The sequence below is a fragment of the Streptomyces sp. NPDC034049 genome (assembly GCF_055575575.1).
This window is the reverse complement of sequence record NZ_JBVISJ010000017.1, coordinates 108,782-124,369: the sequence shown is the minus strand read 5'-3', so window position 1 is coordinate 124,369 and position 15,588 is coordinate 108,782. Positions and strand designations below refer to the sequence as shown.

General features: G+C 70.8%; 13 protein-coding genes. 4 read left to right on the top strand and 9 right to left on the bottom strand.

Going from position 1 to position 15,588, the window contains the following annotated elements; genetic code table 11:
• Positions 1–129: 129 nt before the first annotated feature.
• The 3 genes from ACZ52C_RS35555 (at position 130) to ACZ52C_RS35545 (ending at position 3,989) form a co-directional block, all read left to right on the top strand.
• Entirely contained in the window at positions 130–594 is a 465-nt protein-coding gene (locus tag ACZ52C_RS35555) for an NUDIX hydrolase (RefSeq protein ID WP_469078660.1), read from the top strand.
• Between the two features lie 355 nt (positions 595–949).
• Complete coding sequence (locus ACZ52C_RS35550) at positions 950–2,731, top strand: TIGR03767 family metallophosphoesterase (RefSeq protein WP_469078659.1); 1,782 nt, start codon at positions 950–952, stop codon at positions 2,729–2,731.
• 112 nt (positions 2,732–2,843) lie between these two features.
• A complete protein-coding gene (locus tag ACZ52C_RS35545) occupies positions 2,844–3,989 on the top strand; it encodes a serine hydrolase domain-containing protein (protein WP_469078658.1) in 1,146 nt (381 codons plus the stop codon).
• 87 nt (positions 3,990–4,076) lie between these two features.
• On the opposite strand, the gene ACZ52C_RS35540 is transcribed toward ACZ52C_RS35545, so the two are convergent.
• Both ACZ52C_RS35540 and pepN read right to left on the bottom strand, forming a co-directional pair.
• Positions 4,077–5,144 (bottom strand): hypothetical protein, encoded by a 1,068-nt coding sequence (locus tag ACZ52C_RS35540; protein ID WP_469078657.1) that lies wholly within the window; start codon positions 5,142–5,144, stop codon positions 4,077–4,079.
• Positions 5,145–5,436: 292 nt separating this feature from the next.
• Positions 5,437–8,031, bottom strand: a complete 2,595-nt coding sequence (pepN, locus tag ACZ52C_RS35535; RefSeq protein WP_469078656.1) for an aminopeptidase N — start codon at positions 8,029–8,031, stop codon at positions 5,437–5,439.
• Positions 8,032–8,186: 155 nt separating this feature from the next.
• Here pepN and ACZ52C_RS35530 point away from each other — a divergent pair, with 155 nt between their 5' ends.
• A complete protein-coding gene (locus tag ACZ52C_RS35530) occupies positions 8,187–8,840 on the top strand; it encodes a mycothiol-dependent nitroreductase Rv2466c family protein (protein WP_469078655.1) in 654 nt (217 codons plus the stop codon).
• Between the two features lie 31 nt (positions 8,841–8,871).
• On the opposite strand, the gene ACZ52C_RS35525 is transcribed toward ACZ52C_RS35530, so the two are convergent.
• The 7 genes from ACZ52C_RS35525 to ACZ52C_RS35495 form a co-directional block, all read right to left on the bottom strand.
• Positions 8,872–9,090: a hypothetical protein gene (locus tag ACZ52C_RS35525; protein ID WP_469078654.1), complete on the bottom strand. Its 219-nt coding sequence runs from the start codon at positions 9,088–9,090 to the stop codon at positions 8,872–8,874.
• 224 nt (positions 9,091–9,314) lie between these two features.
• Positions 9,315–9,956: a superoxide dismutase gene (locus ACZ52C_RS35520; protein WP_469078653.1), complete on the bottom strand. Its 642-nt coding sequence runs from the start codon at positions 9,954–9,956 to the stop codon at positions 9,315–9,317.
• A gap of 173 nt (positions 9,957–10,129) precedes the next feature.
• On the bottom strand, positions 10,130–11,518 hold the full coding sequence (locus ACZ52C_RS35515; RefSeq protein WP_469078652.1) for an amino acid permease: 1,389 nt from the start codon (positions 11,516–11,518) through the stop codon (positions 10,130–10,132).
• Positions 11,519–11,631: 113 nt separating this feature from the next.
• Positions 11,632–12,549, bottom strand: coding sequence for a TauD/TfdA dioxygenase family protein (locus ACZ52C_RS35510; protein WP_469078651.1), 918 nt, complete (start codon positions 12,547–12,549; stop codon positions 11,632–11,634).
• A gap of 34 nt (positions 12,550–12,583) precedes the next feature.
• Positions 12,584–13,954, bottom strand: coding sequence for an LLM class flavin-dependent oxidoreductase (locus ACZ52C_RS35505; protein ID WP_469078650.1), 1,371 nt, complete (start codon positions 13,952–13,954; stop codon positions 12,584–12,586).
• Between the two features lie 41 nt (positions 13,955–13,995).
• Positions 13,996–14,808: an ABC transporter ATP-binding protein gene (locus ACZ52C_RS35500; RefSeq protein ID WP_469078649.1), complete on the bottom strand. Its 813-nt coding sequence runs from the start codon at positions 14,806–14,808 to the stop codon at positions 13,996–13,998.
• Complete coding sequence (locus tag ACZ52C_RS35495; protein WP_469078719.1) at positions 14,784–15,587, bottom strand: ABC transporter permease; 804 nt, start codon at positions 15,585–15,587, stop codon at positions 14,784–14,786. The genes ACZ52C_RS35500 and ACZ52C_RS35495 overlap by 25 nt, the downstream gene beginning before the upstream one ends.
• Position 15,588 lies beyond the last annotated feature (1 nt).

Here is a 15,588-nt window from a genome sequence, read left to right as displayed (position 1 = left end):
TCAGCCTTACCGAAGTGACACATGTTTGGGGAGAGTTGACCGAGGCGGGATTGTGTCATGGCGTAAACCCGCCACGTGTGAGAGGCGGGACGACCGCGCATGAGGGGACATTTTGGCTAACGTCTGTGCATGCGCACGGAGTTGAGGGTGGCGGCCTACGCCGTCTGCGTCCGCGACGGACACCTGCTGCTGGCCCGCTGGGTCTCCCGGGACGGTGGCGAGAAGAAGTGGACCCTGCCTGGCGGGGGCATGGACCACGGCGAGGACCCGTACGCCACGGTCGTCCGCGAGGCCGCCGAGGAGACCGGCTACACCGTGGAGCCCACCGCCCTCCTCGGCATCGACACCGACCGACGCACCTACCCCCGCCGCCTCGGCGCCGTCGCCGACCACCAGGCGCTCCGCATCGTCTACGAGGCCCGCGTCACCGGCGGCGACCTCCGCCACGAGACGAACGGCTCCACGGACATGGCCGCCTGGCACCCCCTGGACGAGATCCCGGCCCTCATCAGGGTGGGCCTGGTGGACGTGGGCCTACGCCTGTGGCGGGAGCGCCCGGGAAACGGCCACTTGACGCCACCGGTGCCCCGATAGGCGCGCGGGGCAGTGCTGAATATGCGGCTACCGCCGCGGGGCGCGAACAACCACGACGCACCCGCACTCACCGAAGCTCCGAAGCCCCCGCGGCGAACAGGTGCCGTACCCCGCCAGATGAACAAGGAGTGACCCCCTCCCTTCCCTCCCCCTCACATTCGGGAACCCCCAGGGAACGCAGACCGTCCCCGAAGATCGACGTACGGTGATCGGCGCCACCCGTTGCGGCGTCGTTAACGTCCAGGCCACCCCGGCTGCCAAGCATCGAGTACGAGCGGGAAACACCGTCGGCCGCACCCGGGCCGGAGGCCCCCGCGACCACTTCCGAAGCGTTCGCACTCGGGGAGACCGCGCCATGTCGCGCATACGCTCAGTCGCCGCCGCCGCCACCAACCCTGACCGCCGGGCCTTCCTCGCCGCCACCGGCGCGGTCGGCCTCGCCGCGGGCGTCGGCTTCGCCCTGCGGCCGGAGACCGACGCCCACGCCGCCACCTCCGCCGCCGACCGTGCCGCGGCCACCGAGGTCCCCTTGGCCAACCTCTCCAACAGAGAGGCCCCGGCCGCGCCGCTCGCCCCGTACACCCGGGGCACGACCCTCGCCTCGGTCGCGGCCCCGCGCACCTCCTCGGGCTACCGCCGGCTCGGCAGCGGCCCGGCCTGGGCACGGGTCGTGCGCGGCGACCTCGCCACCCCCAAGTCCGGTCGCGAGAAGCGCCGTACGGCCCTGGCGTCCTTCGTGCAGTTCACCGACCTGCACGTGGTGGACGTCCAGCACCCGCTGCGCTACGAGTACCTGCGCGCCCAGACCGCCAGCGCCTGGCGCCCGCAGGAGGCGCTGTCCGTGGCCGGCGCGGTCTCGCTCGTCGAGCGGGTGAACGCGCTGCGCGGCGCCCCGGTCACCGGCTCCCCGCTGCACTTCGTGATGACGACCGGCGACAACACCGACAACAACTCCAGGACCGAACTCGACTGGTTCCTGAAGGTGATGAGCGGTGGCCGGGTCACCCCCAACTCCGGTGACCCGCGCCGCTACGAGGGCGTCCAGAGCAGCGGCCTCAAGCTGTACTGGCAGCCGGACGCGGCCCTCCGCGACGCCGACAAGCAGCTCGGCTTCCCCCGCCTGGACGGCTTCCTCGCCGCCGCGATCCGCGAGGTCAACAGCCCCGGCCTGAACGTCCCCTGGTACTCCACCGTCGGCAACCACGACTCACTGCCGGGTGGTTGCTACGCCCCGGGCGACTCCTTCTTCGCGGACTTCGCGGTCGGCGGCAGGAAGCTGATGACCCTCGACGAGAAGGTCGGCAAGGCTCTCTGGGACAACGTCAAGAGCGGCGGCGACCCCCGGGGCGCCGACTGGAAGGCCGTGCTCAAGTCCCAGGCGAGGAAGATGCGTGCGGTCACCCCCGACGAGAACCGCGCCCCCTTCACCCCGCAGGAGTACCTCAGGGCCCACCTGGACCCGGCGCACACCGGCCCCGGCCCGGTCGGCCACGGCTACTCGCAGGCCAACCTCGACGCCCGCACCCAGTACTACGCCTTCCGCATCGCCGACGACGTCATCGGCGTCAGCCTCGACTCCACCGACCCCGGCGGGCACTACGAGGGCTCGCTCGGATCGGCCCAGCTCACGTGGCTGGACCGCACGCTGAAGGAGGCGGCCGAGGACGGTTCGTACGCCGTCGTCTTCAGCCACCACACCAGCACGTCGATGCGGAACCTGCGCAAGGACCCCGCCCGCCCGAGAGAGGCCCGCCACGGGGGCGACGAGGTGCTGGCCCTGCTCGGCCGCCACCGCAACGTCCTGGCCTGGGTGAACGGCCACAGTCACCGCAACCGCATCACCCCGCACCCGGTCTCGGACGGCGGCTCCTTCTGGGAGATCTCCACCGCCTCCCACATCGACTTCCCCCAACTCGCCCGCGTCATCGAGCTGGTGGACAACAAGGACGGCACGCTCTCCGTCTTCACCACCCTCATCGAATCGGCCGCCCCGCACGCCACCGACTTCACGGACCTCTCGCAGACCGGCCTCGCCGCCCTGTACCGCGAGCTCTCCTACAACGCCCCCGGCCGACGCGACACCCTCACCGGCACGGCCGGCGACCGCAACACGGAGCTGGTGCTCCGCAAGGGCTGAATACCGCTCAACTGGCGCGCACCTGCTCAACCTGCCCGCCCGTCCCGGTGTCCCCCCTCGCGACCGAACGTTCTCGGAGCCGCCGAGAATGTCGGTGCGAAGGGGGGACCACATGTCAGCACGCACAGCACGCAGGGGTCTGGTGACGGGCATCGCCGTGGCCGTGGCGGTGGCGGTGGCCGCACCGGCGGCCATGGCGGCGCCCGCGAGAGACGACCACGGCGCGACCCAGGAAGCCATGGACGCCAATGTGAAGGAAGGCGTCGTGGGCGTGGCTCTCCAGGCCATGACCAAGGAGGGCGTCTGGAAGGCCACCTCGGGCGTCGGCGACCTGAGGACGGGCGAGGCACGCAGCGCCCACGACCGCTTCCGCGCGGCCAGCATCACCAAGACTTTCGTGTCGACGGTGGTGCTTCAACTGGAGGCGGAGGGACGCCTGTCGCTCGACGACAAGGTGGACAAGTGGCTGCCGGGCCTGGTGCGCGGCAAGGGGAACGACGGCCGGAGGATCACACTCCGCCAGCTCCTCAACCACACCAGCGGCATCTACAACTACACCGACGACGACGACTTCCAGCGCGCGTTCTTCCTCGCGGAGGGCTTCTTCAAGAACCGCCACCGCACGATGACACCGGAGCAACTGGTCGGGATCGCCACGAAGCACAAGCCGGACTTCGCGCCCGGTACTTCCTGGAATTACTCAAACACCAACTACGTTCTGGCCGGGATGGTGATCGAGAAGGTCACGGGCAACTGGTACGGCGACGAGATCCGCCACCGCGTCATCGAGCCGCTCGGCCTGCACGGCACGAAGATCCCCGGCACCGACCCCACGGTTCCCGGCCCCCACAGCCGGGCCTACTCGAAACTTGCCGAGACAACGACCGGCAAGACGTACGACGTCACGGAGTACAACCCGTCGGCGGCCAACTCATCCGGCGAACTGATCGCCAGCCCCGGCGATCTGAACCGCTTCTACTCGGCGCTCATGCGTGGCAAGCTCCTGCCGAAGCGGCAACTCGCCGAGATGAAGACCACCGTCCGGGTCGACGGCAAACGGACCGGCTACGGCCTCGGCCTTGTCGAGCGAAAGCTCTCCTGCGGCGTCCAGCTCTGGGGCCACAGCGGCGGCATTCACGGCTCCCTCTCCGAGGCCGTCACCACCAGCGACGGCAGCCACTCCCTCGCCTTCAATTTCAACAGCGACTGGACGGGAGACAGCCTGTCGATCATGGAGGCGGAGTTCTGCGGCAAGTAGCCGGGCCCTCCGGCGGGGTGACATGAGGAAGGGCCGCCGAACGGGCGGCGGCCCTTCCTCTCCCCTCCTGCCGGCCCGAGTTCCCGATTACCGGGGAAGCACCACGACATAGGCCGCCGGATCCCGGTCGCACGACGCCATCAGCGCGGTGCGGACCACGGCCGCCTGCTGTTCCAGTGAGTCACGCAGCTTCCGGGGCGTGACGTGGACGACGGTGATGCCGAGCCGCTCCAGCAGCTCCCGCTTGCGGGCGTACTCGGACCACAGCGCGTCGTCCTCCTGGCGCGGGGCCCGGGTGTCCAGTTCGAGCGCGACGGCCTGCTCCGGCCAGTACGCGTCGAGGCCGCCGAGGTGTGGACCGCCGGGAAGGCGCAGGTCGACGTTCCAGACGGGGTCGGGCAGGGCGTGTTCGCGGACCATCCGGTACAGCTGGTCCTCCGCGACGGCCCGCCCCTCCGCCAGCAGCGACTCCACCGCGTCGGCCACCTGCGGACGGTTCAGCAGCCGCGCCTCCGTCAACTCCCGGATCACGGCGGCGGGTTCGGTGTGACCGCCGCGCACCGCCTCGGTCAGCAGCCGACGCACGGTGGCCGCGTCGGAGATCTCCCCGACCGCGTCCGCCAGGGCGCGCGGCACGGGGGCGACGGGCAGGCCGGTCACGTACGACGGGGTCGGTACGGACGGGGTGCGGACGATCCGCGCGCATCCCACGGTCCGCAGGCGGCGCAGCCGGGGGACCAGGATGTCGATCGTGTCGAGGGACGGGAGCGGGGGAGCGGACGAGAAGCCGTGCAGCGTCAGGGCGGCGAGCCCGGTGATCACCGCGTCCGTGTAGCGGGGCATGGCGGCCGGGCGGGGCTCGTCGGCGTTCGGCTGCGCGGGCACGCCGGCGGCGCCGGTGGAGGTGTCGCGGAACGGTGAGCGGGCCGCGTACGAGAGCACCGCGTGCAGGCGCTCCTCCGAGGTGGGCGGGCCCGGGTGCAGCAGGAACACACCCGGCAGGATCTGCTGCCAGGAGCCACCGGGCCGGCACCGTTCGTTCGTCTCGGCGGCGGTGACACCCTGCGCGCGCAGCTGCGCGGCCGTCAGCACCCGGCGCGTGACGTCCGAGGGGCGACGGAGGGGGCGGGGGGAGAGCGGGGTGTTGTGCGTCATGACCGGGAGGTTCCCGCGTCGGCCCCGCCCAGGAACCTCTGTTACACGCTCGTCGACAAATCAGGACAAGACCGCACTAAAGTACGTGCGTTCGACTGCCGATATCCGCTGGTCCACACGGGGACGGGAAAAGGTTACGGCTCCGATTACCCGAATTTCGTAACCCTGAACCGGGGCGGGTGGTCGCGTGGTTCCCCGCGCCCCTGGAAGGGCCGCGCCCATTCCCGGCGCGGACCCGGCCCCCGCCGCGCGGCGGTTGCCGGGTGCGCAACACCCCATCGTCCAGCGGCAGTCACCCCGCCGCCGCGTCACACTCCTGCGCCCGCAGCGCCCGGGCCAGGTCGTCGCGGGCCTCGATCACCAGCCTCCGCAAGGCCGGCGGCGCCGTTTCGTGCGAGGCGAGCCACGCGTCGGTCGCGTCCAGCGTCGCCGGCGAGTCCTGGAGCGACGGGAACAGCCCCCGCACCACATCCATCCCGATCTGGATGGACCGCTCGGCCCACACCCGCTCGATCACCGCGAAGTACTTCTCCGCGTACGGCGCCACCAGCTCCCGCTGGGACGGCCGCGAGAACCCGGTGATCGTCGCCTCGACCAGCGCGTTGGACAGCGTGTCCGACTCCACCACCGACGCCCAGGCCTGCGCCTTGACCGCCGCGGACGGCCGCGCCGCCAGGCACCGCACCTGGTGCCGCTTGCCGGAGGCCGTGTCGTCCCGCGCCAGCTCGGCGGCGAGGACCCCCTCGTCGGCGACCCCGTGCGTCGTCAGCGGCTCCAGGAACGCCCACCGCAGCTCCTGGTCGACCTCCAGTCCGTCGACCTTCTCCGACCCGGTCAACAGCCCCTGCAACACGGCGAGTTCGGCCTCGCCCGACGCCATAGAGGCGAAGAACCGGGCCCACGTCAGCTGGTGCTGGCTGCCCGCCTCGGCCGCCCGCAGCTCCCGCAGCGCACCCTCCGCGAGCAGCCGGCCCCCGGTCTCCCGCCACGCGGGCGCCGCGTAGTGGGTGAGCGCCGAGCCCGCCCACGCGTGCAGCATCTGGAGCACACCGATGTCGGACTCCCGCCCCGCGAACCGCAGCACGAGGTCGACGAAGTCCCGCGCCGGCAGCAGCGCGTCCCGCGTCAGGTTCCACAGCGCCGACCAGCACAGCGCCCGCGCCAGCGGGTCGGCGATGTCACCGAGCCCGGCCCGCAGCGTGTCCAGAGACGCCGCGTCGAACCGGATCTTGCAGTACGTCAGGTCGTCGTCGTTGACCAGCACCAGCGCCGGCGCCTCGGCCCCCGCCAGCTCGGCCACGACCGTACGCGGCCCGTCCACGTCCACCTCGACGCGCGCGTACCGCTCCAGCGGGCCCGAGCCGTCCTGCCCGTTCGCCCGCCGGTAGAGGCCGATCGCCACCCGGTGCGGCCGCAGCTCGGGGTGCGACTCCGCCGCCTCCTGCACCACCGCCAGCTCGTCGATGCGGCCCTCGGGGTCGAGCAGCACCTGCGGGGTGAGGGAGTTGACGCCCGCCGTCTGCAGCCAGGCCCGCGACCAGGACGCCATGTCCCGCCCGCTGGTCTCCTCCAGGACCGACAGCAGGTCGCCCAGCTTCGTGTTGCCGTACGCGTTCCGCTTGAAGTAGCGCCGGGCGCCCTCCAGGAACGCCTCGCGCCCCACGTACGCCACCAGCTGCTTCAGCACCGAGGCGCCCTTGGCGTAGGTGATGCCGTCGAAGTTGAGCTTGGCGTCCTCCAGATCACGGATGTCGGCCGTGATCGGGTGGGTGGAGGGCAGCTGGTCGGCGCGGTACGCCCAGGACTTGCGGTTGTTGGCGAAGGTGATCCAGCCGCCCGTGAAACGGGTCGCCTCGACCATCGAGAAGGAGCCCATGAAGTCCGCGAAGGACTCCTTCAGCCACAGGTCGTCCCACCACACCATGGTCACCAGGTCGCCGAACCACATGTGCGCCATCTCGTGCAGGATGACGTTGGCCCGCCGCTCGTACGACGCCGCGGTGACCTTGCCGCGGAAGATGAACTCCTCGCGGAAGGTGACCAGTCCGGGGTTCTCCATGGCGCCGAGGTTGTACTCGGGCACGAACGCCTGGTCGTACTTCCCGAACGGGTACGGGTAGTCGAAGTGGTCGTGGAAGAAGTCCAGGCCCTGCCGGGTGATCTCGAAGACGTCGGCGGAGTCGAAGTAGGGGGCGAGGCCCTTGCGGCACATCGCGCCGAGGGGGATCTCCAGCCGGGTGCCGTCCTCGAAGGTCCGCTCGTAGGTGTCGGTGACGTAGTGGTACGGGCCCGCGACGATCGCCGTGATGTACGTCGAGATCGGCTTCGTCTCGGCGAACCGCCAGACGCCGTCCGTCTGCTCGCCGACCCCGTTGCTCCACACGACCCAGCCCTCGGGGGCGCGCACCTCGAAGCGGTACGGGGCCTTGAGGTCCGGCTGCTCGAAGTTCGCGAAGACCCGGCGGGAGTCGGCCGGCTCGTACTGCGTGTAGAGGTAGACCTCGCCGTCCTCGGGGTCGACGAAGCGGTGCATGCCCTCGCCGGTGCGGGAGTAGGCGCACTGGGCGTCGACCACCAGCTCGTTCTCGGCGGCCAGGTCGTCGAGGGTGATCCGGGCGCCGTCGAAGACCTCGCTCGGGTCGAGGTCCTTGCCGTTGAGCGAGAGCGCCGTCACCCGCGGCGCGACCAGGTCGGCGAAGCTCGACGCGCCCGGGTCGGCGCACCGGAAGCGGATCGTCGTCACCGACCGGAAGGTGCGCGGCTCGCCGCCGGGGCCACCGGCGTCGCCGACGGCGGACCGCAGGTCGAGGGAGACCTCGTAACCGTCGACGGACAACAGCGCGGCCCGCTCCTGGGCCTCGTCACGGGTCAGATTCTCACCGGGCACGGGCGGCACTCCCTCGGGGTGGTGTTCAGTATGCGGACAGTCCGATCCTGCCATGCACCGCGGGAATGGCCGGGGCGGTCCCCGGTGTTGCCGGGTTGTCGCCCGTTAGACCGAGCCCGCCCGACTTCGCCTTTCTGTCTCTTCCGAGGAGAACCATGACCGAGCAGACCTCCGGCAAGACCCCTGTCGACTTCTGGTTCGACCCGCTGTGCCCCTGGGCCTGGATGACCTCGCGCTGGGTCCTGGAGGTGGAGAAGGTCCGCGACATCGAGGTCCGCTGGCACCTGATGAGCCTCGCGGTACTGAACGAGCCCAAGATCGACGAGCTGCCCGAGGAGTACCGCGAGCTGCTGGAGAAGAAGGCGTGGGGTCCGGTACGGATCGTCATAGCCGCCCAGGAGGAGCACGGCGCCGAGGTTCTCGGTGACCTCTACACCGCGCTCGGCACCCGTATCCACAACCAGGGCGAGGGCCCGGAGAAGGAGACGGTCGCCGCCGCCCTGAAGGAGGTCGGCCTGCCCGACTCCCTCATGGACCACTGGGACTCCACCCCGTACGAGCCGCAGCTGCGCGCCTCCCACAAGGAGGGCATCGACAAGGTCGGCCAGGACGTCGGCACGCCCGTCATCGCCGTCCCCGGCGCCGACGGCGAGCAGATCGCCTTCTTCGGCCCGGTCGTCACCCCCGCCCCGAAGGGCGAGGAGGCCGCCAGGCTCTGGGACGGCACCCTCCTCGTCGCCTCGGTCCCCGGCTTCTACGAGATCAAGCGCTCCCGCACCCAGGGCCCGGACTTCAGCAACCTTCTTTAGGGCTCGGTTCGCAGGGCGACCGGCGCTTTGGTCACCGGAAGGACTCAGGAAGAGTCAAACCCTCGCTCTGTTTGCCGTACGGCTGGACGAACAGGCAACGGCCCTTCTCGCCGTGGTTGGCGCAGCGCCACCAGCCGGCCGGGTTCTTGCCCAGGGACTCCAGGTACAGCCGCACCGCTTTGTCCGCCTTGTAGAAGGGCAGGGGCTTGCCGCCTCCGCACGGAGGGCAGTGCTTGTAGCTCACGTCCATGCGACCTCCCGGTCCGGTCCGCCGGATCGGGAATCCGGCCGGAAACGGGAGCATAGGGCGAAAACCGAGGAAGCGGTCAGACCGGAATGCGTCCCGCCGTGGCGTTTTTCCGGTCGGACGGCGAGAACCCCCGCGAGTCACGTCCTCGCGGGGGTTCCGCCTCTTTCCGCCTGCCCGGTGAAGGTGGAGAAGACGATCACGAGCAGGGCGTTCCGGTCACCGGCTCAGGGGGCCAGCAGCAGCACGTCCGCGCGTTCCTTGGCGGCGGCGTAACGTCGGGCCACGTCCTGCCAGTTGACGACGGCCCACATGGCGTCGATGAAGTCGACCTTCTGGTTCCTGTACTGCAGGTAGAAGGCGTGCTCCCAGGCGTCGAAGACCAGGATCGGGGTGGAGCCCTGGCCGACGTTGCCCTGGTGGTCGTAGACCTGCTCGACGATCAGCCGCCCGCTCAGCGGCTCGTACGCCAGCACGCCCCAGCCCGAGCCCTGGGTGGTGGCGGAGGCCTTGGTGAGCTGGGCCTTGAAGCCGGCGAAGGAGCCGAACGACTCGGCGATGGCGTCCGCCAGCTCGCCCACGCCGTCCTTCTCCAGGGGCTCGCCACCGCCGTCACCGGTCATGTTCTGCCAGTAGATCGAGTGCAGGATGTGGCCGGAGAGGTGGAAGGCCAGGTTCTTCTCCAGCCCGTTGACCGCCCCCCAGGTCTCCTTGTCCCGCGCCTCGGCCAGCTGCTCCAGGGTGTCGTTGGCGCCCTTGACGTACGCCGCGTGGTGCTTGTCGTGGTGCAGCTCGATGATCTCGGGGCTGATCACGGGCGCCAGCGCCGCGTAGTCGTACGGAAGCTCCGGGAGCGTGTAGACGGGCATGGGGGTCCCTTCCGACCTGTTATTGCAAACTACTTGCAAGTGCACGCTAACAGCAAGAGACTGTGGGGGCGTGCCCGGGCACGCGAAAGGGCCCTCGCGCGAACCGACCGTCCGTCCTCCGCGCGAGGGCCCTGAAGTGTGTGTCTGCGATACCGGCGTTCGGCGCGCCGACGTCAGCGCGTGGCGCTTCGCGCCCGCTGTCGGGCGTACCCGACCACCGCCAGGACCAGCGTCATCCCGCCCGTCCAGTACAGCTGCGTCCGCGTCCCCGGCTCCCGGGCCATCAAGACGAAGATCGCGGCCATCCCCGCGAGCGCCACCCAGGTCAGCCAGGGGAACGCCCACATCCGTACGGCCAGCCGCTCCGGGGCCTCGCGCTCGATCCGGCGGCGCAGCAGCAGTTGGGAGACGGCGATGAGGATCCAGACGACGAGGACGACCGCCCCGATCATGTTGAGGAGCCAGGGGAAGACGTCGTCGGGGCGCCAGTAGCTGAGCAGGACGCACAGGAAGCCGAAGACGCTGGAGGCCAGGACCGCGATCCGGGGGACCCCGCCCGACACCCGGCCGATCACCTTCGGGCCCTGCCCGCGCGCCACCAGGGAGTAGGCGATCCGGGAGGAGCCGTAGATGTTGGCGTTCATCGCGCTCAGCAGGGCCACCAGCACGACCACGTTCATCACCTGGCCGGCGCCGGGAATGCCCAGGTGGTCCAGGGCGGCGACGTACGGGCCCTTCTCCACGACCTCCTGGGAGTCCCACGGGACGAGGGTGACGATGACCGCCATGGAGCCGATGTAGAAGAGGGCGATGCGCCACATCGCCGTACGGACCGCCGAGGCCACGCCCTTCACCGGGTCCTCGGACTCGGCCGCCGCGATCGTCACGGTCTCCAGACCGCCGTACGCGAAGATCGACGCCAGCAGGCCGACGACCAGGCCGTCGGCGCCGCCCGGCAGCAGGCCGCCCTCGCCGGTGAGGTTGGCGAGGCCGGGAGCGTCGGTGCCGGGCAGGACACCGGCGACGGCCAGCACGCCCAGCACCAGGAACAGCGAGATCGCGCCCACCTTCAGCGCGGCGAACCAGAACTCGAACTCGCCGAAGTTCTTGACCGCGGCCAGGTTGGTGCCCAGGAAGACCAGCATGAACAGCGCCACCCAGGCCCACTCGGGCGTCCCGGGCAGCCACCCCGTCACGATCTTCGCGGCGCCGATGCCCTCCAGCCCCACGGCCGTGCAGAGCAGCACCCAGAACGACCAGCCGGCCGTGAAACCCGCCCACGGACCGATGGCGCGTTCGGCGTGCGCGGAGAAGGAACCCGAGGAGGGATACGCGGCGGACATCTCGCCGAGCATCCGCATCACCAGCATGACGAGGAGCCCCGAGAGCGCGTACGCGAGGACGATCGACGGGCCGGCGGCGGCGATGCCCGCCCCGGACCCGACGAACAGGCCCGCGCCGATCACCCCACCGAGGGCGATCATCGACAGATGGCGCTGCTTGAGGCCGTGGGACAGGGACGCGTCGGGCTCTTGTGGAGCCTTGACGGAGGTGCTGGGCATGGGCGCGGTTCGTCCAATGCGTGAGATCGGCAAAAACGCCGACAGTGTGAACAGCCCCTCCACGCGCGCGGAGGGGCTGTCCGCTATCCGGACGCGACAGGTGCGCAGGGTGACTACGCGGCTACGGGTGTGGCCTCCTCCCGGGCGGCCACGGACGTGTAGTGCGAGGCGTCCCCCTCGATCGAGTAGCTCTCCTTGCCCTCGATGCCCACCGGGACCTCACCGGCGACGGTCACCCGGTGCAGCCGCCGCGGCAGACCGTCGTAGTTGTCGATGGCGTAGTGCTGGGTGATCCGGTTGTCGAAGACGACGAGCTGGTTCTCCGACCAGCGGTGGCGCAGCACGTTCTCCGGGCGGGTGACGTACGACTGGAGCAGGTCCAGGACCTTGCGGGACTCGCCGAGCGACAGCCCCACGATCCGCTGCGCGAACCCGCCGATGAACAGGCCGCGTTCACCGGTCAGCGGGTGGACCCGGACCACCGGGTGGGCCGTGCGGTACGTGATCGAGGTGAACCGGGCGCGCTGTTCGGCCTTCTCCGCGTCGATCTCCTCGTCCGCCACCGCGTAGTCGTAGTCGTTGGTGTGCTCGGCCCACAGGCCGTCGGCCAGCCGCCGCAGCGGCTCGGGCAGGTCACGGTAGGCGGCCGCCGCGTTGGCGATCAGCGTCTCGCCGCCGTACGGCGGGATCGTGATGCTGCGCAGGGTGGTGGCCTGCGGCGGGTTGAGGACGAACGTGACGTCGGTGTGCCAGTGGTTGGCGCGCCCCCGCTCGCTGTCCACGGGCAGGACGTTCGCGGCACCCGCGACGGCGCCCACCGTCGGATGGGCGGTGGTGATGTCGCCGAAGTGCCGTACGAAGGCCTGATGGCTGTCGTCGTCGAGGTTCACGTCGTCGAGGACGAGCGCCTTGTGGACGTTGAGGGCCTCGCGGAGAGCGGCGACCGTCTCCTGGTCGAGGGGCTGGGAGACGTCGACGCCGGAGACTCGGGCGCCGATGTTCCCGGTGACCTTGCGGATGTCGAGGGTCATGAGGTGGATCCTTTCGAGGCCGGGCTTCGGGGGGTCAGACGAGGGCGGGGGCGGAGGCCGGGGCGGGCGAGGGCGCGGCCGCGCCGACGTGCTGGTTGGCGGGACGCGGCAGGCCGTAGCGGTCCCGCAGGGTGCGGCGCGGCCCGTACTCGGTGCGCAGCAGACCGCGGGCGCGCAGGATCGGGACGACGTGCTCGACGAAGGCTTCGAGGCCGGACGGCAGGACCGCGGGCATGATGTTGAAGCCGTCGGCAGCTCCCTGCGTGAACCAGGTCTCGATCGTGTCGGCGACCTGCTCGGGCGTTCCGGCGAAGGTGAGGTGCCCGCGTCCGCCGCCCAGCCGCCCGATCAGCTCCCGCACGGTGAGCCGGTCGCGCCGGGCCAGCTCGACGATGAGCGTGTAGCGGCTCTTGGCGCCCTCGATCGCACTCTCCGGCGGCAGATCCGCCGGCAACCGGCCGTCCAACTCCAGCGAGCCCGCGGGCAGTTGCAGCAGCCGCTCCAGATTGCCCACCCCGTGCGTGTACACGATGTGGTCCTCCAGTACCTGCTCGGCGGCCCGCGCCTCGGCCTCCGTCGACCCGAGGACGGGGACGATCCCGGGCAGCACCTTGAGGTGGCCCGGGTCCCGGCCGGCGGCGACCGTACGGGACTTCAGGTCCGCGTAGAACGCCCGCGCGTCCTCCACGGTCTGCTGCGCGGTGAACACGGCCTCCGCGTACCGCGCGGCGAACGCCTTGCCGTCCTCGCTGGACCCCGCCTGCACCAGCAGCGGATAACCCTGCGGCGAGCGCGGCACGTTGAGCGGGCCCTCGACGCTGAAGTACGTCCCCCTGTGCCGGGGCGGATGGATCTTCCGGTCGTCGCCCCAGACGCCGGTCTCCTTGTCGGCGACGATCGCGTCGTCCTCCCAGCTGTCCCAGAGCTTCAGCGCCACGTCGAGGAACTCGGCGGCCCGCGCGTACCGCTGGGCGTGCGCGGGCTCGGCGTCCAGGCCGAAGTTGCGGGCGGCCTCCGCGCCGGCGGTGGTGACGATGTTCCAGCCGGCCCGGCCGCCGCTCAGGATGTCCAGCGAGGCGAACTTGCGGGCCAGGTTGTAGGGGGAGTTGTAGGAGGTGGAGGCGGTGGCGATCAGACCGATGTGCTCGGTGGCCGTCGCCAGCGCGGTCAGCAGGGTGAGCGGTTCCAGGGCGCCCGCCGGACGCTGGCCCACGCTGCCCCACAGCTGCGGCCCGTCGGCCAGGAACAGCGAGTCGAACGTGCCCCGCTCCGCGATCCGGGCCAGCCGCACGTAGTGGCCCAGCTCGACGTGCGCGTACGGGTCGGACTCGGGCAGCCGCCACGAGGCCTCGTGGTGCCCGGTGTTCATCAGAAAGGCGTTGAGATGGAGCTGTCGCGGTGGCACGTGTCTGTTCTCCCGGGTCACAGGTGGTTCTCCGTAGCGGGTCACTGGTGGTCCTCCGTCACACCGAGCGCGGCCAGCAGCCGCTCCCGGTACTCGCCCAGCAGGGGATCGCGGTACGAGCGCGGGTGCGGGCGGTCGATGGTCAGGTCGAGGCCGATACGGCCCTGTTCGAGCACGAGGACCCGGTCGGCGAGCACGATCGCCTCGTCCACGTCATGGGTGACGAGCAGGACGGACGGCCGGTGGCGCTCCCACAGCTGCCGAAGCAGGGTGTGCATCCTGATCCGGGTGAGTGCGTCCAGCGCCCCGAACGGCTCGTCGGCGAGCAGCAGTTCGGGCTCACGGACGAGGGAGCGGGCCAGCGCCGCGCGCTGGGCCTCACCACCGGACAGCTCGTTCGGCCAGGCGCGCTCACGGCCCTGGAGGCCCACCTCGGCGAGGGCCGCACGGCCCTTGTCGGCGGCGTCCTTGCCCTCGGTGCCGAGCAGCACGTTGTCGAGGACGCGGCGCCAGGGCAGCAGCCGGGAGTCCTGGAAGACGACGGACACCCTGCCCGGCGCGGTGAGCCGGCCGCTGCCGGCCACCTCGTGGTCGAGCCCGGCGACCGCGCGCAGCAGCGTGCTCTTGCCGGAGCCGCTGTGCCCGAGCAGGGCGACGAACTGCCCGGCGGGGATGTCGAGGTCGATGCCGTCGAGGACCGTGCGCCCGTCGAACGACCGGGTGAGCGACCGCAGTTGTACGGCGGGACGATCGGCGGTGGCGGTGGCGGTGGCGGTGGCGGTGGCGGTGGCGGTGTCCGTGGCCGACGGCGATTCGGGTCCGGTGGTCGTCAGCTGCTCAGTGTGCGTCGCCATGACAGCACCCTCCGTTCGATGAGACGGACCGCGCTGTCGGAGACCAGACCGAAGATCCCGTAGACGGCCAGGCCGACGAGGATGACGTCGCTCTGGCCGTAGTTCTGGGCCTGGAACATCATGTAGCCGAGTCCGTTGGTGGCGTTGATCTGCTCCAGGACGACCAGGCCCAGCCAGGAGCCGGTCACCCCGAGCCGCAGACCCACGAAGAAGCCGGGCAGCGCGCCGGGGACGACGATCTGCCGGACGAATCGGAACCTCGACAGGCCCTGCACCTCGGCGAGTTCGACGAAGCGGCTGTCGATCCCGGCCAGCGCGGCATGGGTGTTGAGGTAGATCGGGATGTAGACGACGATGGCGATGATCGCGATCTTGAAGGTCTCGCCGATGCCCAGCCAGAGGATGAACAGCGGGATCAGACCCAGCGTCGGGATCGCCCGGTTGAGCTGCACGGTCCCGTCGATCAGCGCCTCGCCGGTCCGGCTCAGCCCGGAGGCCAGGGCGAGCGCGACACCGGCGGTCAGCCCGATCGCGAACCCTGACCCGGCCCGCTGCAACGAGGTCGCGATGTCCGTCGTCAACGTCCCGTCGGTCCACAGTCGGACCCCGGTCTCCAGTACGGTCCAGGGCGCCGGGACCGCCGCCGGATCGAGCTGACCGGCAGCGGAGGCGACCGCCCAGAGGGCGAGGAACAGCACCGGTCCGACCAGCCGGGAGGCCGGCAGTCGCTTGCCGGGGGAGAGCCGACGACGCCTGCGGACCTGACCGCTCTCCTCCAGG

What these genes read in the sequence shown, in the direction of transcription:
- ACZ52C_RS35545 (WP_469078658.1), top strand. Translation starts at nt 2,844, where the DNA reads ATGTCAGCACGCACAGCACGCAGGGGTCTGGTGACGGGCATCGCCGTG.
- ACZ52C_RS35500 (WP_469078649.1), bottom strand. Translation starts at nt 14,808, where the DNA reads ATGGCGACGCACACTGAGCAGCTGACGACCACCGGACCCGAATCGCCG.
- ACZ52C_RS35540 (WP_469078657.1), bottom strand. Translation starts at nt 5,144, where the DNA reads ATGACGCACAACACCCCGCTCTCCCCCCGCCCCCTCCGTCGCCCCTCG.
- ACZ52C_RS35515 (WP_469078652.1), bottom strand. Translation starts at nt 11,518, where the DNA reads ATGCCCAGCACCTCCGTCAAGGCTCCACAAGAGCCCGACGCGTCCCTG.
- ACZ52C_RS35520 (WP_469078653.1), bottom strand. Translation starts at nt 9,956, where the DNA reads ATGCCCGTCTACACGCTCCCGGAGCTTCCGTACGACTACGCGGCGCTG.
- ACZ52C_RS35550 (WP_469078659.1), top strand. Translation starts at nt 950, where the DNA reads ATGTCGCGCATACGCTCAGTCGCCGCCGCCGCCACCAACCCTGACCGC.
- ACZ52C_RS35555 (WP_469078660.1), top strand. Translation starts at nt 130, where the DNA reads ATGCGCACGGAGTTGAGGGTGGCGGCCTACGCCGTCTGCGTCCGCGAC.
- ACZ52C_RS35525 (WP_469078654.1), bottom strand. Translation starts at nt 9,090, where the DNA reads ATGGACGTGAGCTACAAGCACTGCCCTCCGTGCGGAGGCGGCAAGCCC.
- ACZ52C_RS35510 (WP_469078651.1), bottom strand. Translation starts at nt 12,549, where the DNA reads ATGACCCTCGACATCCGCAAGGTCACCGGGAACATCGGCGCCCGAGTC.
- ACZ52C_RS35530 (WP_469078655.1), top strand. Translation starts at nt 8,187, where the DNA reads ATGACCGAGCAGACCTCCGGCAAGACCCCTGTCGACTTCTGGTTCGAC.